Annotated in this window: 37 protein-coding genes and 1 tRNA gene; 21 read left to right on the plus strand and 17 right to left on the minus strand. The window is 63.2% G+C overall.

What is annotated here, in order from left to right; translation table 11 throughout:
• Positions 1-61 precede the first annotated feature (61 nt).
• Positions 62-138: transfer RNA gene (locus VN004_RS20780), tRNA-Trp, on the plus strand.
• Between the two features lie 21 nt (positions 139-159).
• On the opposite strand, the gene VN004_RS20785 is transcribed toward VN004_RS20780, so the two are convergent.
• The 15 genes from VN004_RS20785 to VN004_RS20855 form a co-directional block, all read right to left on the minus strand.
• Entirely contained in the window at positions 160-1,272 is a 1,113-nt protein-coding gene (locus VN004_RS20785; protein ID WP_325614080.1) for a tyrosine-type recombinase/integrase, read from the minus strand.
• Entirely contained in the window at positions 1,269-1,457 is a 189-nt protein-coding gene (locus VN004_RS20790; RefSeq protein WP_325614081.1) for a hypothetical protein, read from the minus strand. The genes VN004_RS20785 and VN004_RS20790 overlap by 4 nt, the downstream gene beginning before the upstream one ends.
• A 22-nt stretch (positions 1,458-1,479) precedes the next feature.
• Positions 1,480-1,758, minus strand: a complete 279-nt coding sequence (locus VN004_RS20795) for a hypothetical protein (protein WP_325614082.1) — start codon at positions 1,756-1,758, stop codon at positions 1,480-1,482.
• Between the two features lie 41 nt (positions 1,759-1,799).
• Positions 1,800-2,147, minus strand: coding sequence for a hypothetical protein (locus VN004_RS20800; protein ID WP_325614083.1), 348 nt, complete (start codon positions 2,145-2,147; stop codon positions 1,800-1,802).
• A 14-nt stretch (positions 2,148-2,161) separates the two neighbouring features.
• A complete protein-coding gene (locus tag VN004_RS20805) occupies positions 2,162-2,623 on the minus strand; it encodes a hypothetical protein (RefSeq protein ID WP_325614084.1) in 462 nt (153 codons plus the stop codon).
• Complete coding sequence (locus VN004_RS20810) at positions 2,620-3,009, minus strand: recombination protein NinB (RefSeq protein ID WP_325614085.1); 390 nt, start codon at positions 3,007-3,009, stop codon at positions 2,620-2,622. The genes VN004_RS20805 and VN004_RS20810 overlap by 4 nt, the downstream gene beginning before the upstream one ends.
• Complete coding sequence (locus VN004_RS20815) at positions 3,009-3,221, minus strand: hypothetical protein (protein ID WP_325614086.1); 213 nt, start codon at positions 3,219-3,221, stop codon at positions 3,009-3,011. Before VN004_RS20815 ends, VN004_RS20810 begins: the two co-directional genes overlap by 1 nt.
• The gene (bet, locus tag VN004_RS20820) at positions 3,221-4,318 is read right to left on the minus strand and encodes a phage recombination protein Bet (RefSeq protein WP_325614087.1); all 1,098 of its coding nucleotides are present in this window, start codon (positions 4,316-4,318) and stop codon (positions 3,221-3,223) included. Before bet ends, VN004_RS20815 begins: the two co-directional genes overlap by 1 nt.
• The gene (locus VN004_RS20825) at positions 4,308-5,288 is read right to left on the minus strand and encodes a hypothetical protein (protein ID WP_325614088.1); all 981 of its coding nucleotides are present in this window, start codon (positions 5,286-5,288) and stop codon (positions 4,308-4,310) included. The genes bet and VN004_RS20825 overlap by 11 nt, the downstream gene beginning before the upstream one ends.
• Entirely contained in the window at positions 5,285-5,461 is a 177-nt protein-coding gene (locus tag VN004_RS20830; RefSeq protein WP_325614089.1) for a hypothetical protein, read from the minus strand. Before VN004_RS20830 ends, VN004_RS20825 begins: the two co-directional genes overlap by 4 nt.
• Complete coding sequence (locus tag VN004_RS20835) at positions 5,461-5,727, minus strand: hypothetical protein (protein WP_325614090.1); 267 nt, start codon at positions 5,725-5,727, stop codon at positions 5,461-5,463. Before VN004_RS20835 ends, VN004_RS20830 begins: the two co-directional genes overlap by 1 nt.
• Before the next feature lie 269 nt (positions 5,728-5,996).
• The gene (locus VN004_RS20840; RefSeq protein WP_325614091.1) at positions 5,997-6,323 is read right to left on the minus strand and encodes a hypothetical protein; all 327 of its coding nucleotides are present in this window, start codon (positions 6,321-6,323) and stop codon (positions 5,997-5,999) included.
• The gene (locus VN004_RS20845; protein WP_325614092.1) at positions 6,323-6,502 is read right to left on the minus strand and encodes a hypothetical protein; all 180 of its coding nucleotides are present in this window, start codon (positions 6,500-6,502) and stop codon (positions 6,323-6,325) included. Before VN004_RS20845 ends, VN004_RS20840 begins: the two co-directional genes overlap by 1 nt.
• Positions 6,499-6,924: a hypothetical protein gene (locus VN004_RS20850; RefSeq protein WP_325614093.1), complete on the minus strand. Its 426-nt coding sequence runs from the start codon at positions 6,922-6,924 to the stop codon at positions 6,499-6,501. Before VN004_RS20850 ends, VN004_RS20845 begins: the two co-directional genes overlap by 4 nt.
• 5 nt (positions 6,925-6,929) lie before the next feature.
• On the minus strand, positions 6,930-7,178 hold the full coding sequence (locus tag VN004_RS20855) for a hypothetical protein (RefSeq protein WP_325614094.1): 249 nt from the start codon (positions 7,176-7,178) through the stop codon (positions 6,930-6,932).
• A gap of 124 nt (positions 7,179-7,302) precedes the next feature.
• On the opposite strand from VN004_RS20855, the gene VN004_RS20860 reads away from it, so the two are divergent.
• Positions 7,303-8,157 (plus strand): hypothetical protein, encoded by an 855-nt coding sequence (locus VN004_RS20860; protein WP_325614095.1) that lies wholly within the window; start codon positions 7,303-7,305, stop codon positions 8,155-8,157.
• On the plus strand, positions 8,136-8,654 hold the full coding sequence (locus VN004_RS20865) for a hypothetical protein (RefSeq protein ID WP_325614096.1): 519 nt from the start codon (positions 8,136-8,138) through the stop codon (positions 8,652-8,654). The genes VN004_RS20860 and VN004_RS20865 overlap by 22 nt, the downstream gene beginning before the upstream one ends.
• On the opposite strand, the gene VN004_RS20870 is transcribed toward VN004_RS20865, so the two are convergent.
• The gene (locus VN004_RS20870; protein ID WP_325614097.1) at positions 8,651-9,082 is read right to left on the minus strand and encodes a hypothetical protein; all 432 of its coding nucleotides are present in this window, start codon (positions 9,080-9,082) and stop codon (positions 8,651-8,653) included. The two genes, VN004_RS20865 and VN004_RS20870, sit on opposite strands and share 4 nt — an antisense overlap.
• Before the next feature lie 26 nt (positions 9,083-9,108).
• A complete protein-coding gene (locus tag VN004_RS20875) occupies positions 9,109-9,840 on the minus strand; it encodes a helix-turn-helix domain-containing protein (RefSeq protein ID WP_325614098.1) in 732 nt (243 codons plus the stop codon).
• Between the two features lie 33 nt (positions 9,841-9,873).
• Between VN004_RS20875 and VN004_RS20880 the strand changes: the two genes are divergently transcribed.
• The 18 genes from VN004_RS20880 to VN004_RS20965 all read left to right on the plus strand — a co-directional run bounded on the left by VN004_RS20880 (position 9,874) and on the right by VN004_RS20965 (position 20,419).
• Positions 9,874-10,155: a carph-isopro domain-containing protein gene (locus tag VN004_RS20880; protein ID WP_325614099.1), complete on the plus strand. Its 282-nt coding sequence runs from the start codon at positions 9,874-9,876 to the stop codon at positions 10,153-10,155.
• An 838-nt stretch (positions 10,156-10,993) separates the two neighbouring features.
• Complete coding sequence (locus VN004_RS20885) at positions 10,994-11,464, plus strand: phage regulatory CII family protein (RefSeq protein WP_325614100.1); 471 nt, start codon at positions 10,994-10,996, stop codon at positions 11,462-11,464.
• Positions 11,461-11,664: a hypothetical protein gene (locus VN004_RS20890; protein WP_325614101.1), complete on the plus strand. Its 204-nt coding sequence runs from the start codon at positions 11,461-11,463 to the stop codon at positions 11,662-11,664. Before VN004_RS20885 ends, VN004_RS20890 begins: the two co-directional genes overlap by 4 nt.
• Positions 11,661-11,831, plus strand: a complete 171-nt coding sequence (locus VN004_RS20895; protein ID WP_325614102.1) for a hypothetical protein — start codon at positions 11,661-11,663, stop codon at positions 11,829-11,831. The genes VN004_RS20890 and VN004_RS20895 overlap by 4 nt, the downstream gene beginning before the upstream one ends.
• Positions 11,828-12,175, plus strand: a complete 348-nt coding sequence (locus VN004_RS20900; RefSeq protein ID WP_325614103.1) for a LexA family protein — start codon at positions 11,828-11,830, stop codon at positions 12,173-12,175. The genes VN004_RS20895 and VN004_RS20900 overlap by 4 nt, the downstream gene beginning before the upstream one ends.
• Positions 12,172-12,768 (plus strand): hypothetical protein, encoded by a 597-nt coding sequence (locus VN004_RS20905; RefSeq protein WP_325614104.1) that lies wholly within the window; start codon positions 12,172-12,174, stop codon positions 12,766-12,768. The genes VN004_RS20900 and VN004_RS20905 overlap by 4 nt, the downstream gene beginning before the upstream one ends.
• On the plus strand, positions 12,765-13,238 hold the full coding sequence (locus tag VN004_RS20910; RefSeq protein WP_325614105.1) for a GcrA family cell cycle regulator: 474 nt from the start codon (positions 12,765-12,767) through the stop codon (positions 13,236-13,238). Before VN004_RS20905 ends, VN004_RS20910 begins: the two co-directional genes overlap by 4 nt.
• A gap of 13 nt (positions 13,239-13,251) precedes the next feature.
• A complete protein-coding gene (locus tag VN004_RS20915; RefSeq protein ID WP_325614106.1) occupies positions 13,252-13,452 on the plus strand; it encodes a hypothetical protein in 201 nt (66 codons plus the stop codon).
• A gap of 37 nt (positions 13,453-13,489) precedes the next feature.
• Positions 13,490-14,008 (plus strand): hypothetical protein, encoded by a 519-nt coding sequence (locus VN004_RS20920; RefSeq protein ID WP_325614107.1) that lies wholly within the window; start codon positions 13,490-13,492, stop codon positions 14,006-14,008.
• A 2-nt stretch (positions 14,009-14,010) separates the two neighbouring features.
• Positions 14,011-14,553: a hypothetical protein gene (locus VN004_RS20925; protein ID WP_325614108.1), complete on the plus strand. Its 543-nt coding sequence runs from the start codon at positions 14,011-14,013 to the stop codon at positions 14,551-14,553.
• The gene (locus tag VN004_RS20930; protein WP_325614109.1) at positions 14,550-14,762 is read left to right on the plus strand and encodes a hypothetical protein; all 213 of its coding nucleotides are present in this window, start codon (positions 14,550-14,552) and stop codon (positions 14,760-14,762) included. The genes VN004_RS20925 and VN004_RS20930 overlap by 4 nt, the downstream gene beginning before the upstream one ends.
• On the plus strand, positions 14,763-15,824 hold the full coding sequence (locus VN004_RS20935) for a DUF7146 domain-containing protein (protein ID WP_325614110.1): 1,062 nt from the start codon (positions 14,763-14,765) through the stop codon (positions 15,822-15,824).
• Positions 15,821-16,045 carry a hypothetical protein gene (locus tag VN004_RS20940; protein WP_325614111.1) on the plus strand — a complete coding sequence of 75 codons (225 nt, stop codon included), beginning with the start codon at positions 15,821-15,823 and terminating at the stop codon, positions 16,043-16,045. The genes VN004_RS20935 and VN004_RS20940 overlap by 4 nt, the downstream gene beginning before the upstream one ends.
• Positions 16,042-17,385 (plus strand): DnaB-like helicase C-terminal domain-containing protein, encoded by a 1,344-nt coding sequence (locus VN004_RS20945; protein ID WP_325614112.1) that lies wholly within the window; start codon positions 16,042-16,044, stop codon positions 17,383-17,385. Before VN004_RS20940 ends, VN004_RS20945 begins: the two co-directional genes overlap by 4 nt.
• Positions 17,334-18,074: a DUF6456 domain-containing protein gene (locus tag VN004_RS20950; RefSeq protein WP_325614113.1), complete on the plus strand. Its 741-nt coding sequence runs from the start codon at positions 17,334-17,336 to the stop codon at positions 18,072-18,074. The genes VN004_RS20945 and VN004_RS20950 overlap by 52 nt, the downstream gene beginning before the upstream one ends.
• Before the next feature lie 177 nt (positions 18,075-18,251).
• Positions 18,252-18,545 carry a hypothetical protein gene (locus tag VN004_RS20955; RefSeq protein ID WP_325614114.1) on the plus strand — a complete coding sequence of 98 codons (294 nt, stop codon included), beginning with the start codon at positions 18,252-18,254 and terminating at the stop codon, positions 18,543-18,545.
• Between the two features lie 347 nt (positions 18,546-18,892).
• A complete protein-coding gene (locus VN004_RS20960; RefSeq protein WP_325614115.1) occupies positions 18,893-19,615 on the plus strand; it encodes a ParB/Srx family N-terminal domain-containing protein in 723 nt (240 codons plus the stop codon).
• A gap of 111 nt (positions 19,616-19,726) precedes the next feature.
• Positions 19,727-20,419 (plus strand): DNA methyltransferase, encoded by a 693-nt coding sequence (locus tag VN004_RS20965; RefSeq protein ID WP_325614116.1) that lies wholly within the window; start codon positions 19,727-19,729, stop codon positions 20,417-20,419.
• Positions 20,420-20,431: the final 12 nt, after the last annotated feature.

Consider the following 20,431-nt stretch of genomic DNA (forward strand, 5'->3'; position numbering starts at 1 on the left):
CCTATCCCTCGGGCATATCCCCGCTGGCGGCGGGCCTTGCGGTCCGCCGCAGGCGCTTCGTAGGAGTGTAGCTCAACTGGCTAGAGCACCGGTCTCCAAAACCGGGGGTTGGGGGTTCGAGTCCCTCCACTCCTGCCAGCCCATTCATAAGCCATTGTTTTATCCGATCTTTTTTGAGTGAGACAAAGTGGTGAGACCAAGCTCGTTCCCGGTTTGCTCGAGCTTCCGTACCGCTTCGGCGGCCAATCGCTTCTGATCCGCCGCCCGGGTGTAGGTCGTCGCTTGGCTCGAGCTCGTCCATCCGAACAGGGCCATGAGCTCCCGGTCAGTCGCGCCGGCCTCAGCCGCTCGAGCCGCCCCAGCCTTCCGCAGTCCGTGCGCCGTGCATTGCTCGAGCCCGGCTTCGTCGCATCGCTTCCGAAACCACGCCCCAAATCCGGCTGCTGTGAACGGCTTGCCGTATTCCGTCACCAGGAATGTCAGATCCCCGGTCGGCGCTTCTCGGATGGCCTCCTCGAGTACGGGGAGGATGGGGAGCTCGATTGCGGTTGCCCGAAGGTGCCGGGTTTTCTTGGGCACCATGCGCAGCCAGCCGTTCTTGACATGCTGCCGGCCGAACGTCACCACGTCGCCGCGCCGAGCTCCGGTGTAGAGCAGTAGCGCCAGCGCCAGCCGGGCCTTGGTGCCGATCGGGTGCCGCTCCTCGAATTGCCGCACGTCCTCGAGCGTCCAAGTGTAGAAGCCGTCGCTCGAGTACCGGACGGGCTTGATGTCTCGAGCCGGGTTCGCCTTCAGGTGCTTCGGGATGGCCCAGCCGAACATGGCGGACAGGTATTTCAGGCGGTTGTTGGCCGCCCCGGGAAACCCCTTTCGGCGGTCTAACAGCATCTGGACGTGATCCGGGCCTAGCAGGCGCATCGGGCAGTCCCGTAGCTTGTCGCTCGAGCCGGGCACCCGGGGCTCCTCGAGGCATTCCTCGATGACCCGGCGGCGGGTCCGCTGCGATTGCAGGTCCAGTTGGTCGAAGGCGGAGCTCGAGAAATACTGAGCGGCCAGCCAGCCGAACGACCCCGGGGCGGCCGACTGCCGGCGCACATCCTGGCGGGTGCCAACGGTCTCGAGCGCGGCCGAATAGGCCAGCATGAACTCAGGAGTGCCCGGGCGCTCCTTGATGCGGACGCGCCGGCCAGCCTTGCGAACGTACAGGCGGGGGTTTCCCCGGTGATCTGGCTCATTATAGAGATAGGGCAGGTCGATCTTCATCGGCTTCATGCCTTGACCTCCATCCATTTGGAGGCTTCGGGCGGCAGTGTAGCACCGACCTCGAGCTCGAGACCGGCCCCGTCCACAAGAATGGTCCCGTCCGGCGCGATGCCCCGCACGCGCAAGCCTTCGGCCTTCGCCGCACGGATGCGGCGCTGGATCTCGGCTTGGGTGCAATGGGCTCGTGCGGTCATTTGAGTAACGGCGGTTTAACGGCTACGCAGCATCGGCTGGCGGCAGGTCAATGCCGAACGCTTTGGCGAGTCGGGCCTTGATGTCCGGCTGGCTCTGCATGTTGATCCAATCGGCTGCGTCCCGCCAATCTCGCGGCTCGGGCGCACCAGCCCAACGACAGTCGCACCCTGGGTCAAAATACAGTTTCCCATCCTCGACCAGATAAGCCGTCATGTATCCGCACATCCCGCAATCGTGGTGTTCAATGCGAGTGATCCCGGCCGCTTCGACGGCTGCCTTCACTTGCTCTGCTGTAATCATCTCATCCTCTGCAGTGATGTTGTACGGGGGTGGTTAGCGGATTATTCGGCACGCGAGAGCTTGCGGGCGCGCTCTAGGGCGGCTCCGAAGGTCCAGTAAAACTCAATCGGATTGGAACCGGAGACGTAGTCTTCGCCTCCGACTGCAACGTCGTTGAATCCATCCGGGAGGCCGAAATTGCCGGTGTCCGTCCAGAAACTGAATGGCCCCATGCTTTGAACGCGATACCCAAGCGCGCAGAAATACTGCGCAAGGAGGCAATGCTCTTTGCATTCGTAGTTGTACGGCGTGTCCGCCGGCTGCTTCTCCAGCCACGCGATAAGCGTTTCGAGCTTGAACGGATCGGGCTTGGTCTCGGTATTCTGTTCAAAGCGTGCATCAGCGTACATGGTGTAATTCTCCGTTAGTTCGGTATCAGCGTGCGTTCTCGCTTTGCGAATCCACGAGACCGGATCGTTCCTTTCGGCTTTCGCTTCTGTCCGCACTCGCGCTCAATCACGTTGCGGCGGAATTCGTCGCGGGATTCGGCCGCGCGCCGATCCTTCTTGCGCCGGTGTGCGTCTGATCCGGCTGTGGTGATGCGCTTCTCTCCACCTGGGCCGTTGGTGCGCTTGTCGTGCGCTTCGATCGTCACGGCCTCGATATAATTCGGATCGTTCGCCGGCGGGATGGTGTCCCATGCCTCGGTGTCGAACTTACGCTCCCAGAGAGCGGGGCGATGATCGAATTGCGTGTTGCTCAACGTCCCGAGCTTTTCGCCCGTGGCCTTGCACTTGCCTTCCTGGCGGATCACGACGTCGAGCTTGACCCGTGTTGGAATAGCCGGGCGCTTCCAGTCTGGGTGGGGGCGGTCGAGAATGGTCATTCCGCAAACACCTTGAACTTGACGCCGCGGCGGGCGCCGAAAGCCGCGATCAATTCCATCAGGTCGGAAATTTCCTGACGTGTCAGATCCGATGATGACCGGCCGAGACTGACAACGCCGCGCCCGTCGAGGCTCGGCACCGTGCGCGTCTCGCGGTCGAGTCCGTCCAGGAAGATCAGCTTCCATTCGTCGGCGGTCAGCTTCTGACCATGCCAGCGCACCTGGCGGGCGACGTCGGTCAGCATCGACCACATGCGGTCGTTCTGGGCCATGGTGCGCTTCACGGCTTTGAATTCGATCCTCGTGCCGTCGGGCGCTTTCAATGCCCATGACGCCGCGCGCTGGCGGTCCGCGTCAGTCCTGCAAACGACCAGCGCGCGCGACATCAGAACGGTACCTCGTCATCGAGTTCGCGCTTGATCAGCGTGAATTCGACATCGGTCTTGCGCGCGCATCCGACCGTGGCGAGCACGTAGAATTCGATGCCGGGGTTGTTGCGTGCCAATCGCTCGGCTTCCGCCTTTGCCCGGCCGAAACTGTCGTGTCGGGCGGTAGGTGCGCCTTGCCCCATGCCGTAGACCATGAAGAACGGTTGCATCACTCTCCCCCGAGACGGCGTTCGTGTTTCTGGTAGACGGCCATGACGTCCTCGCGCGCCGGCGGGAACATGCCGGCCATGCGCGGCTCGATCTGCTCATTGAACGCGGTCTCCAGATCTGCTGCGTCGTCGATCGTCGCGAGCATGTCATCGGCCCACTTCGTGAACCCGTCCGGGTCGGTGTCGGCCGGCGGGATGTTTTCGGCGCGCTCCGCGGCGGCCTGATGCTGGCGCTGCCGGCGCGTGGTCTTGGGCTTGTCCTCTGCGGGCGGCGCGGGTGGCGTTGCCTCTGCGGCCGGCGGCAAGTCATCGGGCGGCGGAGGCGCGGGTGGGGCCGGCGGCTTCGGCGTGACGTCGCGCGCCGCGGCGGCCGCGTCGTGCAGTCTGCGCCCTTCCATCTCCTCTGCGGTCAGTTCACCGCCGAGTTCTTCCGGGAACGCCTTGCGCAGCGCCGCGGCCTCGGCGCATTTTTCAAGCTGACCTTCCGGCCGCGTCTGCCACATCTCGTTCGGCACATCGCTGTTGCCGATCGTGGCGTAGTTCTCCAGCCACTTGACCTTTGGCCCGACAAACTTGCACGGGCGCCCGCCAAGCTCGCGATAGACCGTGATGCGGCACCACTCGGGGAATTCGACGTCAACGGTTTTCTCGACCCACGACTGCCGACCGTCCTTCCATTCCTTCACCTTGCCGGTGAATGCCCGCTTCTGCATCGGGCCGAATTCTGCCTCGTCGCATCCGGCGTAGTGCCCGGTGCGGAACGCCGTGGTGCGGAGTTCGGCAATGCCAGGCCATACCGTCTCGACGTAGCCGCCGGACTTGTTGTCCCACATGGGAACGATGTGAACCGGCTTCTTGAACGGATCGAGGTTGCGCGCCTTGCAGTAGGACAGAACCATCGCGACGGAGTCGATAGACTTCGCCGAGGGAAACACCGCCTCGACCAAGGCTTTCCATCCGGCCTTGTCGATCCCGAAACGATCCTGGATTGCGGGATGATAGGGGAGGCGAGGCGGGGCGAAGGCGATGACATCGCCGGTGCGCTTGTCGATCGGATCGCGTTCCAGTTCTTGCGTCGGTGCGGAGCTATGCGACACGGCGGGCCTCCTCGATTTTGACGCCGGGGACGTCGCGGCCGGCATCGACCGCGCGCTGGGCCAGTTTGGCCAGCAGTTCGACCACTTCCGGCCGGTCCCTCATGTAGCGGTACACGGCGTCCTGATCGGTGACGGTGGCGATGCGCACCAGTTTGACCGATGCGGCACGACCCGCGGCGCCCTTGATCGGCGCGGGAGCGGGCGGCGGGGCGGGTGCGACCGGCGCCGGCCTCCCGGCCTCAGCGGCCTTGCGAGCGGCCTCCTCAGCCTTGCGCTGCTCCTCTCGCTCGCGCCGGAGCTTTTCGGTTTCCCATGCGTTCATCGCCGCCGCGATGCTGTCGGCAAACGACTTCGCCATCTTCACCAGCGGTTGCCATTTCGCGTCGACGGCCTTGCCAGCTTCCATGTGCGGGCGCTTCAGATCCTCGCGGCGCTTGTCCGCGGTGCGGGACAATTCCAGGAGGCGGGACCGCAGCGTTTGCGCCTTCGCGAGCGTGGCGTCGTCTGTGATCTTCGCGTAGGCGTTTGCGCCGGCCGCCGCGGCTTCGATCTGTTCCTGCAGAATGATCGCTTCGTCCTCGGGCGGGTTATTCCCGCCGATCCCGGCACGCTGCTGATCCGCTACCGTGTCGTCGATATCGGGCCAGTTCTCGCCGCGGTCCGCGACCGCCGTGTAGACCTCGTGGCTGATCGGTTTGTCCGCGAAATAGGGCCAGCGTTCGCAGGCCGTGGTTTCGTCGACGAGCTTCCCGCCGATCACGCAAAGCTGGCGATCGTTCTCGAACCACACCGCGACCGGCACGAGTGGGCCGCCCTTGCGATCGCGGACGCGATAATAGCCGTCCTGCGGATTGTCGGGGTTGGCCTCCGGCCTTTCACCGCGCAACGCCGCGCGCCAATATGCGTAGCGATCCATTTTCCTCTCCAGCTTGTTGACCACCGCTGCTGCGGCGTTGCCGATGGGGTTCATTGCATCCACTCGGAAAACTCGGCGATCCAATCCGGCTCATCGGACGCAGAAAGCGCCAACAGGCACGCTGCCATCGCGCCGTATGTGTAGGAGCCGGGGCTAAACTGGTAGGCGAGCCGCGATTGCTCAAAAGCGTCGACAACGTATCTGCGCATATCCTTTGCGGTGGTCATTATGAGACCTCGAAGCGAGATTGAATCTGGCGGATCGTCCGTGACGCGACGTGCTTTGCCGCGCCTATCGTTTTGGTTTCGGAAACCTCACGAAGCCCATCAACCGCGAACTGGATAATCTCAGACATGTCGACGACCATCTGCGTCGATGCGACGCGCTCGCCGTGCGTTACTAGCGCCCAATGGATGCGTGACAGGCGCGCCGTTTCTTCGGTCATAGGCCCGTGCGTGATCGGGTTTTCAAATTTGGGCTTATCCTCGGTCATTGGATGCGATCTTCTGGGAGTTGAGACAGCGGGCCAGTCCACGCGCCGTGCGGCCATGGGAATTCTTGGCCCGAATACGTCATGGGCGGGCTCACCACGCGTCCCGTTGGGTCGGTGAACCGTACCTCGTGGTCCGCGGGCGCTTTACCGGGCAACGGCGTGATCACCACGTGCAGATTCGCCTTCGCGAACCGGCTGTCGATTTGATGCACCGTCTCGGCGGCGAGGCGAAGGAATTGGGCTAGTTCCACTGTTTGATCCCCCTTTAGTTAGGCGCGAGGCACCCTCACAAACCGAATATTTTCTCTGAACTCGCAGAGTTCGTCGTAAGCCCTGACTTCGGCCGCCACATCGGAGAGTGTCTTGCCGCTCAGGCGGATGCCGTTCTCCATCTCGATCGAATAGCCGTGATGGCTTTGGACGATGGCTCCGGCACCCATGGACGCGAAATTGTCGAGCAACTCCTCCAGAATTTCGCGAGGCAATTCGCTCGCTCGGAATTCCCCGTCCGGCAACTTGTCCGTCACAACCACACCCGGCCGATGCGTGTTGCTTTTGAATTTCTCCATCAGTGTTTTGCTGTTCATGTAGATCATCACGCGTGCTCCTCCGTCTCGATCACGTCCAGCACGCTTCTCGCGAGATCACCGCGCCAGTCGGATTCCGTGACGAGCCGGTTTGCGGTTTCGAGAACGCGGCGGCGTTCAACCCGAGCTTTGGGCTGCGCGATGATCTTGTGCCGGCGGCGGACGGAGACGGGGTTTGGCGCGGTCATGCGGCCATCCGAATGACGTTGTCGCCTTCCGCAAGTTCGCGAAAGCTGCGGGCGTTCTTGAGAACGCGGCGGGCCATCCGGTATTCGCCGCGCGTGCGCCAGAACGCGACGGACGCCATCTCGCCCCAAAACCAGCGGTGATAGCAGGCGTCCGCGCTCGGGTCGGTCTCGCCGTCCTTGGTCGCATCAATCCGCTGCGTGATGACGCCGGTCTGCGGCCACACCGTCAGGAACCGGCCGGGATATGACCACCGGCTGCGGAACGTCGCCTCGACCGGATCGTCGAAACCCTTGTGGTCGATCACCTCGAACAGCACGCCCTTGCGCGCGGCCCGGCGGACCAGCCTGTCGATCGACTTCGACGCCGGGCTGTTGTTCCGGTTGCGGCGGGCGGCTTCGATCTTGTCGGTAGGGGATCGCATGGCTGTCACTCCGCGACCGCTGCAGCGATGCGGCCCATAATGTCGGGATTGCTTGCGAAGAATTGCGCCGCCGTCGGGCCTTTGGCCCGAGGCTTCATCTTGTCCGCCTTGGCCTGGCATCGCTTGCAGATGTCCCAGCCGGCGCAGTCATCAATGGCGACCACGATGTGACCGCGCCGGGACTTGCAGAGCGGCTGTCCGCCGGCCCGGAAGGCGAGGTGCGCTATCGCTCGGTTTCTGACGTTGCTGGTCATCGCGTCATCTCCGTTCTGATGTTCTGGAATATATTTCCAGCAAAACGGAGTGTCAACATAAATCTGGAAATTAATTCCACGTTGAGGTAAAGCCGATTCCAGACCCCAAACATGGAGGCCGGACTTGGCCCGCATCCGCACAATCAAGCCGGAGTTCCCTCAATCTGAAACGATAGGAAATCTGTCTCGCGACGCCCGGCTGCTTTTCGTCCAACTTTGGACAATTGCCGACGATGCGGGGAGGTCTCGCGCAGCCTCGCGAATGCTCGCGAGCCTTCTCTACCCGTATGATGATGATGCGCCCGGCCTCATGCCGGGGTGGTTGGACGAATTAGAGGCCAAAGGGTGCATCCGGAGGTACGAGGTCGACGGGTCGCATTACCTCGAAGTCGTTAACTGGTTGAAACATCAGAAGATTGACCGGCCGTCCGAAAGCCGACTGCCGTCATTCGACGAGGCCTCGCCGAACACTCGCGAGCATTCGCGAGGCCTCGATGCTGACCTTGGACCAGTACCTAGGACCGTGGACCATGGACCTAGGACCGTGGACTCCGCTAGCGCGCAAGCCGAATTGATCCCACCCGCTGGAAATCTTCCATCCACAACGGAGGTCTCTCCCAGCCGAAAGACCGGAAAGAAGCTGGCGAGGGAAGAATCGTCATGGCCGGAAGGACTCGAACTCGACGGCGACCTGCACCGCTACGCGGAAGAGGCTGGAATTCCATTCCAAGATATTCCGAGGTTGTGGGAGCGGTTCAAAAACCACCATCAGGCGAAGGGATCGCGGTTCAAGGACTGGCGGGCCGCATGGCGGACCTGGGTGCAGAACGAAATCAAATACAGCCGGGACCGGCGGGCCAACGGAGGCGGGCGACCGGAGCGCGCCGCCTATGACCCGATCGAGGTGGCCCGCCGGCAAATCGCTCAGTTCACGCAACCCGAGGAGGAGGGGACGCTATGGCCAAAAGCGGCGAGTTGACCCAAGGAAGTACCGTTCTACCGGTCCAGCGAGAAAGGCGGATCGCCGATGCGGTGGCTGCTTTCCTGCCGGCCTACGACAAGCTCCGGGACGGGGTGATGGAGCGGCGGGCGTCCGACATGCGGGATGGGCTGGCCGCGGTGCGCGCGGTCGACGTCGCCGGGCTCGAGCGGCTGCTGGCCGATCCGCCGCGCGCCACAGCCGTGGAAATCGCGGAGGCCGCCGGCGTGCTGATCGCCGTGACCAAGCACCTCGACAAGACGGACGGCGAGATTTTCCAGCGCACGCTCGTGCAGTTCATCGCGGACGAACAGCCGACGCGGCTCGGGCTGGCGATCGCGATGCGCCGGGTTTTGCTGGCGGCCAAATTCACCCCGAGCATTGCCGAGGTGATCGAAACGCTGCGCGCCGCGGAATCGGACCTGCGAAGCGCCCGGCAGCGGCTGGAATGGCTCCCGGATCACGTCAAGGCGGCCGAGGCGTTGCTCAACGGTTAGCGGCAGCGCACCGCCGCCATGGCCCGGTCGATCCCGGTCAGGTCGAAATCGTAGAACAGGGGCGGGGAGCCGGTCGGGAATAATTCGACCCGGAACCGCTTCCGCCCGGCCAGGTCGAGCCGGGGCGCCGTGACGATCGGGATCCGGTGCGGGTCGGAATAGACCCGGAGGCCGGCGAGGTTCTGAACGGGACCATCGTCCGCCCGGAGCCGGGCTGAGATTTTCCCGCGGGTCAGGGGCGCGGATAGCTTCACGGTGAAGAGGCGCCCGCCGGCGGCGCAGGACAATTCCAGATCGGCGGTCATTCCCTGATCGGGGTTCTTTGCGGCTAGGGCGGCCCAGGATTCGTTTTTCCCCGTCATCCGGTCCTTGGCCTCGGAAATCCGCCAGGACGCACCAGCGGGCACGACAAGGGCGGCAATCGCCATTCCAGCAATTACCGCCCCGCACCGTCTCATATCCGCTTCACCGCCCAGACGACGCGGCCAACGATGGCGAGATTGTCGATCGGGACGTCCTCCGGCGCGTGCGCGGTGTTGTCGGAAATGATCCGCACCACCGGCGGCTGGGTCCGTAGAACCTGCAGCCGCTTCACCACCAGAAACCCGAACTGATCCCGGAGCGCGTAGATCCCGTCCGGCGAGGGGATCTGGTGCCCGGTATCGACGATCACGCGGTCTCCGGACAGCAGGGTCGGCGCCATGCTGTCCCCGTAAGTCTCAACCACCCGTAGGTTCTTTTCGCTGACCCGGATTTCCTCCCGGATAAATCGCGCCGGGAGCTGCCAAGCCTCCTCCTTGATCGGGTCGGCGTAACTACCGTCCCGTACTACTTCACGCCCTTCCATGGTTCCTCCGCCGCCAAGGCCGGCGCGGAAGTCGATTTCCAGAATTCCGTTTCTTGGAAGCGTTATGTCGTCCGGGTCGTCCTCCACGCCGGATGCTCGACCGTATCGCAAAAATTGCTCGGTGACATCTAGCGCCGCAGCGATGTCAGCTACCGTTGAGCCTCGCGGCTGTGCGACTTTACCCTGAAATATCTTGTACAAAGTCTCCACATCGGTCGGGTTGCCCATCTCCGTCATGACTGCGGCGAGCTGCCGCAGCGACCAGCCGCGGCGCTCCCGTAGGGCGTCCGCCCGCCGCACCCAATCAGGCAACCGCTTTCGCTTTTTGGGCACAACCATTCCCGACTCCAAAAGGCGCGATCCTTTTAAGTCTTGGAAATTTTTTCGGTATGGAAATCTTTCCGCTTGCATCTGGAATTAAATTCCACGATATTCCAGTTCATGCGAAGCATCTCCGAGATCATCAAAGCCGCCGGTGGCGCCGTCAAAATCGCCGAAGCCTCGAATGGCACGGTGACGGCTGAGGCCGTCTACAAGTGGACGAAGATTGGCATCCCTGATCGTCATTGGGCGCTCGTGATGCCGCTGGCCGGGGCCAGCCCGGAGGAGATGTTCAAGGCAAACCTCCTTGCGCGGGAGGCAAGCGCCGCATGACCCGCACCGCCGCTTCATGCACGAGAACCGCCGCGGGTAGCAGCGCCTGCGCTTCGTTCAGATCCCACGCGAGCACGGTGATCCGCGCCGCGATCAATTCCAATTCAGCTTGCACGGCCGGTATCGCGTCCGTGTCGAGCGGGGCCGCTCGTTCTATCCGTCGTCCCCCCGAAGGCAACGAGCGGCCTTCGCCTTTTCGCTTCGCGGCCACGTCCCAACCGTCTGCCGCGACTGGAGCCGATCGGTGTCTCACCGTGTCGTCGGTCGGCTCCACGATTTCGTCTCGTCGTCCCATGCCGCGAATCGTTGCGCGCTGTGGCGGGCGAGGCAATGCAATCTCGCGCGCGAACGTTGCGCGAACGAGTATCCACGAGGGGCCTTTGCCGAAAGGTGGCGAGGGCATGATGGTGTCGGGATCACAGCGCTGGTGCTGCCTGACACACAAGGCGGTCGGACTATGTGACCGCCGGGAAGAAAATCCGCACCAGCCGCCGGCCCCATTCAGCAGGGGAGAGCGCAAATGCTCTCACCACCAATTCATTTCGAATGGCGGACGGACGAGGCTTTGGCCCGTGAGTTGCGCCTGTCGGCGGGAGGTGTCGCGTTCCACGCGGGGCCGTCTGACCGCTGATGGGCGTGGCAAGCCGGGATGGGTAGCGAGCGGTCCAGTCCATTCGGAATCTCGCGGCGGCGTGGAAAGCGACACGCAAAGAGGGATCAGCCGGACCTCGGAAATCCAACCGGAAATGGCGAGGCATGTGCCGCCAGCCCGAAGGGCGAAACACATCGCCGGAGTAGCGACCGGCCCGCGAGAAGCTTTTCACCAAGGGGCGCACAGATGAACGGACGTCCTTTCTCTCGTGCCGATTATCTCGCAATCAAATCAGCGACGCGCCGCGCATGTGAAGCAGCGGGGCCCCTCAGTGAGATAGCGTCACACACCCGCGTCGATGCTCCAATCCTCAGCCGCTACGGCAACCCGGAGGAATCCGTTTTCATCCCGCTCGATGTTGCGATGGACCTGGATGCATTGTCCGGCGGCGCGCGCATCCTGAAAGCATATGCGGCTGCGCTCGGATACGAACTGGTGCGCGCGGAACGCGGGAAAGCGACCGAAGACCTTTACCAGCACGTCGGCGATATCGGGAAAGCCTCGGGCAATCTTCTGTCGGAAATGTGCGAGGCGAAGTCCGATGGAGCCGTGACGCCTGCGGAGGCCGAGCGGATCGATCGCAAGGCCGATGAGGTAGAGGACAAGGTCGCCCATCTTCGCGCCGACATGCGGCGCGTGCAGGCGAGGGGCCAATGACGACCCCGACGCCATCTGAGGTTCGCAACGCAAGCCACGCCGTCGCGCATCTGAGCGCGATGCTGCGGAAGGACAATCCCCCGTCAGAAAAGGAATGGGCGCATCTGCGGTCGCTGTTCACCGCCGATGCGATTTTCTCGGTCTCTGATTGGCTGATCGAAGTCGCAAAGAAACTGGAAGCGCGGGAGCAGGCGGCATGATCTTCGCAGCGGCGTGTTTCCTCCTCCTGTGTTCCTACGGATTGGCGGTCGTTTTTGGCGTCGCGATTGAAGACGACAAGTGCCCGGAGGGATTGCCGCTGTGGGTTTTTCTCTTGGGCATGGTCTTTGCCGCGTTCGGCTTCCTGCTGTTGAGGGCCGCGGCATGATGGGCCTCACGCGAAAGCAGGCGCAGGCGCTGCAATTCATCCGGTCGTTCATTGCGGAGCGGGACTATCCGCCGTCCATCGCGGAGATCACCGCAGGGCTCGGGTTAAAGTCGCGCGGAGGAGTCACGCGGCTTGTCGTTGCTCTTGAGGAGCGCGGCTATATCCGGCGCATCCCGCGCCGCGCCCGCGCAATCGAATTGGTCGAGAACGATGACGACCTGGTGCGATTGAGCCCGCACGTCTCGCGGTTCATCGCGGATTACGCCGCCCGCACGAGATCGCCGAGCAAGGATGCGGCGGTCAACGAACTCCTCGCCGAATATCTCGGGAAGGTCGCGGCATGAGCCTCGCCGTCCCGCATGTCAAAACCGAAGTGCGGGCGCACTCGTGGCAGCGCGACGAGGACGACTGGTACATAGAGAATCGCTGGTGCTCGGAACGCCTGTTCGTCGAGGAACGCTTCGACGGTGAGATCCTCGACCCTTGCTGCGGATCGGGACGGATCGTGAAGGCGGCGCGCGCCGCGGGCTTCATCGCTTCCGGGTCTGACATCAAGCCACGCGGATATGGCGGCGGCGGGGTTGATTTCCGCAGCATCACGCGCGCGGTCAACGTGTGCAGCAATCCGCCTTTTGACGTGATCGAGGAATTCGCGCGCCACGCCTGCACCATCGCAGAGCGCAAGGTCGCGATCATTTTTCCAACGCGCCGGTTGAACGCCGCCGGGGTGTGGCTCCAGCAGCTCCCGCTCTACCGCACATGGTTTTTGACCCCGCGCCCATCGATGCCGCCGGGCCGTGTCGCGCTTGAATACGAGCGCAACGGCAAGGAGCCGAGAGGGGGAAAGCAGGACTTCGCCTGGTTGGTGTTTTTGCGCGGTTTTGAAGGCCGCGCCGAGACCCGCTGGCTGCATCGCGACAAGGAGAAGCAGCGGTGAGCTGGACCGAGGAACGCGTCGACACGCTGCGCCGGTTGTTCGAAGCCGGAGTTTCGTTCGCCGCTATCGCAGCGGAATTAAACATCACGCGCAACGCCGCAATCGGCAAAGCACACCGGCTCGGCCTGTATCGAGAGGCGCCGGCGCAACTCGGTGGACGCCCGAAGTCGCAAAAGGAACAGCGCCCGCGCAAGGAGCGGGTGTTCTTCGTGAAGCGGTCGGTGCCGCTTCCGCCTGAAACGCACGCAGCCGATGCCGGGCCGCTGCATATCGGCCTGTTCGATCTGACCGACGCGACATGCAAATTCCCATTCGGGACGCAGACACCTTTCACGTTCTGCGGCCACGCCACCGCGCCCGGCCTTCCTTACTGCAAGGCGCATTGCCTCATCGCCTATCAGCCGGTCGACCAGCGGCGGCAGAAATCTTCCGAGAAAAGCTCCCTCTGGCACGCGGCCAGAGCGGCGTAACGCAGGGGGTCGCATGACGAGCGCCGAAAGATTGAACGAAGCGGTTTACCGCCATCGGATCATGTGGACGGACCTGGCCGCCCGCGTGATGAAAAACGAAAACATGCCCAAAGAAGACGCCGATTACCAAGTCTGCCGGCTAATCGAGAAAAAGGGTGTGAGCCTTCCGGTCGCCGTGGCCTTGATCGACATGATTGTCGAACAGCAACGCTAAACGCCGCTCGCCGCGGCATAACCCAAAGGAGAGCGGGATGCTCGACAAGACGCGACAGAACGAGCCTGACCAGACTGCGATCGACACGGTGAACCTGTCACGCATCCGCGCGGCGAAGAAAGACAAATCGAGTGCGGACGGTTCGCTCCGCTCCGCCTATGCAAAGGCAGACATGCAAGGACTCAACATCAAGGCGGCGAAGCGGGCTTTGAAGATTGCAGATGGCGGCCAGGATGAGGTCGAGGACTTTCTCGACGAGGTGCAGGAAATTGTCCGTCAATGCGGCTTGCTCGGGATCGTGGTCGAGCGCGCGCAACTCGATTTGTTCAACATCATCCCGCAATCGGCCCCGGAGTCGGAACGCGCCGAGATCGAAGGGCGGCAATGCGCCCTCGGCGGCGGGTCGGAATCCGACAACCGTTATGACGCGAATAGTCCGAAAGGCATGAAGTGGCTGGACGGTTTTCGGCAGGGCGCATCGGAGCGCGCCACCGTCATGGCGATGCAGCCGCCGGCGGAAGCAGGCGATGCGGACGACGACGGGGACGACGACTAGCCATGCTCGCCGGCCTCGATTGCGCAACGACAAGCGGCCTTGCCCTCATGTCCGGGGGCAAGATCGTTTTTGCAGGCGCATTCAAGGCCACCGGCGAAACGGACGCTGAGATCTTCACATCGTTCCGCCGATGGTTCCGCGCCACGCTGCGAGATAACGGCGTCACCAATCTCGCTGTCGAGCAGCCGCTCGTCACCGATATCAGGGCGCCGGATCGCCGGGCCGGTGCCGCACCGGGCGAGACGCACAACCCTGTCACGATGAAAACCTATCTTCGCCTCTACGGGCTGCGCGCCCATGCGATCCAGATCGCGGATGCGCTCGATATCGCATGGATCGAGGTTCACCAGTCGAGCTGGCGAAAATCGTTCACCGGGAACGGCCGGGCCTCGAAAGAGGACACGCTCGCACTTGCGCGTCAGATCGTGCCCGGCCTGAAATCGAAAGACGCGGCTGAGGCGATCGGCATCGTTTGGCACCTCTCGGGCGTTTTGAAGCAAGCGCAGATGGCGCGGCCCGGTGATCTGTTCGCGGGGGCCGCATGACCGAACCCACGCGCGACAAGATCATTGCGGCGGTCCCGGTCGGAGAGGCATTCGCGATCAGCCAGCGCGCGATATGGAAGCGCGCGGATGTCGGAGCGCAGTCCTCATGCGGCATCTATCTGTTCGAGGCTCTTGCGTCTGGAATCGTGAAGCGGCGCAAGCAGCCCATCCCCACCGGCTTCGTCTGGCTCTACTGGCGGGAGGGGTGATTGTCTCGCTCGCCCGAGTTCGAAGCATGGGTCCAGCGCGCTCGCGAGGCCGATATTCTCGAGCAAGCCTTGGCGCATGGCGCGCAACTGAAACGCCACGGCCATGAATGGACCGGGCCGTGTCCGCTCTGCGGCGGGACGGATCGATTCTCGATCAACGTGACGAAGCAGATCTTCAACTGCCGCGGCGCGGTCGGCGGCGACATCATCAAAATGGTCGAGCACATCGAAGGGCTCGGCTTTCTGCAAGCGGTGCGAGAGATCACGGGAGAGGGCGTCCCTGGCAGCCGCCGCCGTGGTGAAAGGCTCGATCCGGAGCGCCGGGCGCAACTCGACCGCCAGCGCGAACATGCCGCCGCAGAGCGCGAGAGAAGGCGGCAGGAGCAGGAAGCGAACGAGCGCGACAATCAGAGGCTTGCTGGACGCATCTGGTATGCGAGCCTGCCGATCGAAGGTACTCCGGCGGAACGCTATCTCCTCAATCGCGGCATCCCTCGACCACCGGAAGGCTGGCCGGACGTCTTCCGGTTCAATCCATCGGTCAACTATCCGCAGCATGGCAAGCATCCCGCTTTGATCTGCCGCGTCGATAATCCGCGCGGAGTCCCGCACGCGATATGGCGCATCTACATCACGAACGAGGGGCGCAAGGCGGATCTGATACAGACGAAGCGCGGGCTTGGCCCCGCGAGCGGGTGCGCGGTTCGGATCGGCGGCACAGGCCCGCATATCGGAATCGCTGAGGGCGTCGAATCCGCTCTCGGAGCCTGGTTCCTGACCGGACGCAAATTCCCGGTGTGGGCCGCTCTCAGCACGTCAGGCCTCGTGGGCTTCAACGTCCCGGAAGGCGTAGAGCGGATTGTTTGCTTCCCCGACGGCGACAAGGGCATCCGCCGGAAGGATGGCGAATACGTCCCGTCAGAACCGCCGGGCCGCGCCGCAGCGCGCAAGCTGCGCGAGCGCCTTCACTCTCAATCCATACCCTGTGTCATCGCGTCCGAACCCCCGGCCGGGGCCGATTACCTGGACCTCTGGGTCCAGTCTCAGCGGAGCGCGGCATGAGCGCGGACAATTACGATCTCGGTAAGCGTCACATGCAGGAGAACATCGCGCCCCTGTCCGTTGGTGGGGAGCACGTCGCGACGAATTACGCGCTAGGCGCCCTGACCGCGATTTGCTGCCACTGCATCGCAAAGCATGGCCCGAGATACACCTACGATCTTCTGCAAAACATGGCGGATCAGGCGGCGTCGAGTTTGATCGAGAGGGAGCGGCGGCCTTGACCCGCAACCTCCGCCAAGCCGAGCGCGCCTTCGTCGGCTGTCTCCTCCGCAATCCGCAGGAGGTGATGCAGGTCGCGGTTGTGACTCCGCCGATGCTGTCCGAGCCGCATCTGCAGGCCGTACACAAGGCCACGCTCGACCTGACCGAAGCGGGGCGGCCCGTCACCCTGACAACGCTCCTCTCCGTCCTCCCCGATGAATTTGAAGGGCAGGGCCCGACCGCGGGAATTATCGCCGCGCTCAAGGCAAATGCGGAGGATGCCGGGTCCGCCGCAGACTATGCCGAGGCCATCATTGAACGCGAAGCGGTGCGCCGCATCGCTGAGATCAACGAATGGGTCGCGCAGGAATCGAAACGCGGCGAGCGCGACGCCGATATCATTGCGGCGGAAGCGGCGCGAAAGCTCCAGCAGGTCATGGAGATCACGTCCCCGGTCCAGCGGGAACGGCTTGGAGCTGCCGCTGCTCGAGCCGCGGAGCGATCGACAAAGGCCAGCAACGACCACCGTGCCGTGCCGGGCATTCCAACCGGAATCCCCGCACTGGATGCCATCGTCGGCAGGCTCTACGGGCTGTCATTTCTGATCGCGTCCCAAGGCGAAGGGAAATCCGCTCTGGCCGCTCAGATCGCGATCCATGCCGCGGAATCAGGCCGGCCCGCTCTGATCTTTCAGTTCGAGATGGACGCGGAGGAAATGGGTGCCCGTGAGGTATCGGCCCGCACCGGACTATCCGTCGAGTCCATCACAGAGCCGCAGGGCGATGCGTTCAACCTTGCCGAGATCATGCAGGCCGCGCGGGATCTGTCCGCGATACCCGTCGAAGTGATCAGCACCGAGGGCATGACGGTTCGGCAAATCGGGGCACAGTGCAAAGCGATGGAGCGCACCACCGGACTCTCTCTCGTCGTGATCGACCAGCTCGACAAGGTGAAGGCCGAGGGCAAGCACAAGGACAGGTTCGAGCGATTGGCCGAAATAACGCTCGACCTGAAAAACCTGTCCAAGTCGATGCCGAACGTGACGTTCCTCGTCCTTGGCCAGCGCACCCGTGGCGCGCAGCGCCGGGACGATCCCACACCCGAAATCAATGACGCCGATGCCCCGTCTATCGAGCGGGACGCTGACGTCATTGTCGGTCTGTGGTTCCCCGCGAACTGGATGCGCCGGCAGAAGCCAAAGCGGAACGTGTCCGAGGAAGCGGACAAATGGGAAGCCGAGATGCGCCGTCTTGAGGGTAAGGCGGAGGCGATCACCTTGAAACACCGGAGAAGAAAGGCATTTCAGCAATGCGAGTTGAGATTCGACGGGGGCCGGATGCGTTTCGGGGATGCCCAGTGAGTGAAGTCACGCCGCGCCGGCATCTCACGGCGGAGCAGATAGCCAAGCGCAAGCGGATCGAAGCAGATCAGCGCGCGCGCAACCGGGAGCGCAGGGGAGAGCCGGCATCCCGGAACGAAATCGCGCGCCACAACGCAGAACTATCAGCTGTGAAGGCGCAGCAAAGCCAAGCCGTGGCCGAACGGGCGAAAGCCGCCGGGATGAAAAAGCGCCAGGTCAGGGCGCCGGACGGGTCCATTCAGGAGGTCTGGTCCTTCGACGCCTCCTATCACGTCATGGGCTTTCAGGATCATCAGATCCGAGCGGCCGAGCGGTTCAATCAGGACTGGGAGGTCGCGTATTCACCATTGAAAGCGCAGGGCTACGAGCCCGGCGTCGACGGCGGAAAGTCGCTGCACGGCCCGCACGCCGCCCGGGTATCGGCCCAGAACCGTCTCAAGAACTGCAAGGCCGCGCTCGGGGCGAGAGAATGGGAAATCGTGGTCGCTGTCGTGATCCATGGCGCGACGTCCCGCGAGATTCACCGGCTCGGCGGACACGACCACCGCACCGTGAAACAGAACATGGCGGCGGCGTTCGACAAGCTGGACGATTTCTACCACGCCTCCGCGCGGAAAGACCGGACGTGGATCGCGTTCGCGAAATTCAACGAGGACCGGGCGAAGGCGCTGGAGGCGGTCCAGTCGTGAGTTTGCAGAGATATCTCCCCCACACCCGGGAATCCGCTGAGGAAACCAAGAAACGAGCCTTCCGGGAATACGGGATGCTGGTCGCGTCGGTCGACGATCCGAGGCTCGATTGGGTCCAGCGGGAAACACTGAAACAGGTTGGAACGAAGCTTTACGGAAAGCCGAAGGAGAGGCGCGATGGGAAACATCACAGCCAACCGCACCCCTAAGCTTTGCGGGTATTGCACCCGGTGCGGCGGCGACTGTTTCGATGATGGCATCCGGAATTTTCACAAATGCCCGCCGTCCAGACCGGAGGCCAGCAGTATCGTCGGTCTGAAAAGCGCAATTGACAGGCTGCAGATGATAATCGACCGGCGGCCTTGGGCGGCGGTTGTTCGCAAAGAAGACTGCGCCGAGCTTTTGGTCGCGATGCGGGACGCGCGCGCGGCGTTGGCCAAAGCGTACCCATCAGCGCATGATTCGCACTGACGCCCCCCTCCCGTTCAAATCAGGAGGCCCAACATCTTGATCCCCGTCACCGCCTGTTTCCCGTGTGACATTATACATAGGGCTTTGATCTAGGATCGAAATTGTTCCGAAACCGACCCGCAACATGGGGTATTCGCAAGACACGGACGCCACCACCGCTTGACAGCGCGGACTCACTCACCCCATAAATCCACCCATTGGCCAGTCCTGTGAGCCCGCCCCGAGAAATCGCGGCGGGTTTTTCATTGGAGGCTCCGACGGTGACTGCCCTCCTTGGGCGTTTCCTCCCTAGACTGCCGCCTCGGAAACGGGGCGGCCCTTTCCCGCTCAACCCATCATCGGCACGAATGGCAAAAAGCGGAAATATAAAAGGCATTGATTGGCCCGCCGATAAAGTCGAGCGCCGCCCGGTCGATAGCCTCGTCCCCTATGCCCGGAACGCCCGGACGCATTCGGAATCGCAGGTCGCCCAGATCGCGGCCAGCATCAAGGAATACGGGTTCACCGTCCCGGTCCTGATCGACCCCAAGGGCAACGTCATCGCGGGCCACGGCCGGATCATGGCGGCCAAGGCGCTGGGCCTGGCCGAAATCCCGGTCATGGTGGCAAAGGGCTGGTCGGCCGCAAAGCGCCGCGCCTATGTCATTCTCGATAACCAGGTCGCGCTCAATGCCGGCTGGGACCAAGACCTGCTCAAGCTGGAACTGACGGACCTGCAGGCAGAGGGGTTCGATATCGGCGCGCTCGGGTTCGATGGGCCGCAACTCGCGGCGGTCATGGACGGCCCGGCGAGCGCCGGCCAATCCGGGGCGGGGTCGCTTTCGGAGAAATTCGGCATCCCGCCATTCTCGGTTCTAAACGCCCGTGAGGGCTGGTGGCAGGATCGCAAGCGGGCTTGGATCGCGCTGGGCATCCAAAGCGAGCTTGGGCGCGGCGAAAATCTCGCCGAAATGGGCGGGGCTATTGAGCGCCGCGAGGCCATCAAGCGCAAGACCAATGCGATCCCTGGGGGGCAATGCCGCTTGACCGCGAACGCAGCGCCCGGCGGCATCGCTGATGCCCGCCGCTGATTATTCGAGGCGCCGGCGCGGGAACGGCAAGGGCCAAGCCATTGGGTAAGAACGCCCGGACATTCGGCCAAGACCTTATGCGCGGCGAGCATGTTGTTGGGGGGGGGCAAGGTGAATAAGCCCGCCAAGAATCTAACATGGGTCGGCGGCGACCGCGCCCCGTCGGAACTGGACGAAACCTCCCGCAAGAATCTTGCGGGAGGTAGGAAAGCCAATAGCCGTGCCGTCGGCACGGCCGAATGGGTTCGCGAACAAGGAAAATCCGGCCTTGCCGGCGAGACCGCCGGAAACGGCACGTCGATCTTTGATCCGGTCTTGTGCGAGCTGGCCTATCGTTGGTTCTGCCCGCCGGGCGGTTTGATCCTTGACCCGTTCGCGGGCGGCTCGGTTCGCGGCATCGTCGCCTCAAAGCTCGGCCGCGCCTATCTCGGGATTGATCTTCGCCCGGAACAAATCGCGGCAAACGAGGCGCAAGCGGCGCGGATATGCGGCGATCCCGCCCCGCGCTGGATCGTAGGGGATAGCCGGAATTTAGCGGCGCTCGCGGCCGGGACCGGGGCGGATTTCGTTTTCTCATGCCCGCCCTATGCGGACCTTGAGGTTTACAGCGACGACCCGGCCGACCTTTCGACTATGGATTACGCGGATTTCCGCGCGGCCTATTCGGCGATCATCTCGGCGGCCTGCGCGCTGCTAAAGCCCGATCGGTTTGCCTGCTTTGTCGTGGGCGACGTCCGGGACCGGAAAGGTTTGGGAATTATATACTTGACTCCCTCGCCGTTTATTGGCATTCTTTCGCCATAGAGTGAGGGGTAA

Origin of the sequence: Pseudorhodoplanes sp., assembly GCF_035565855.1 — a bacterium.
GTDB lineage: Bacteria > Pseudomonadota > Alphaproteobacteria > Rhizobiales > Xanthobacteraceae > Pseudorhodoplanes.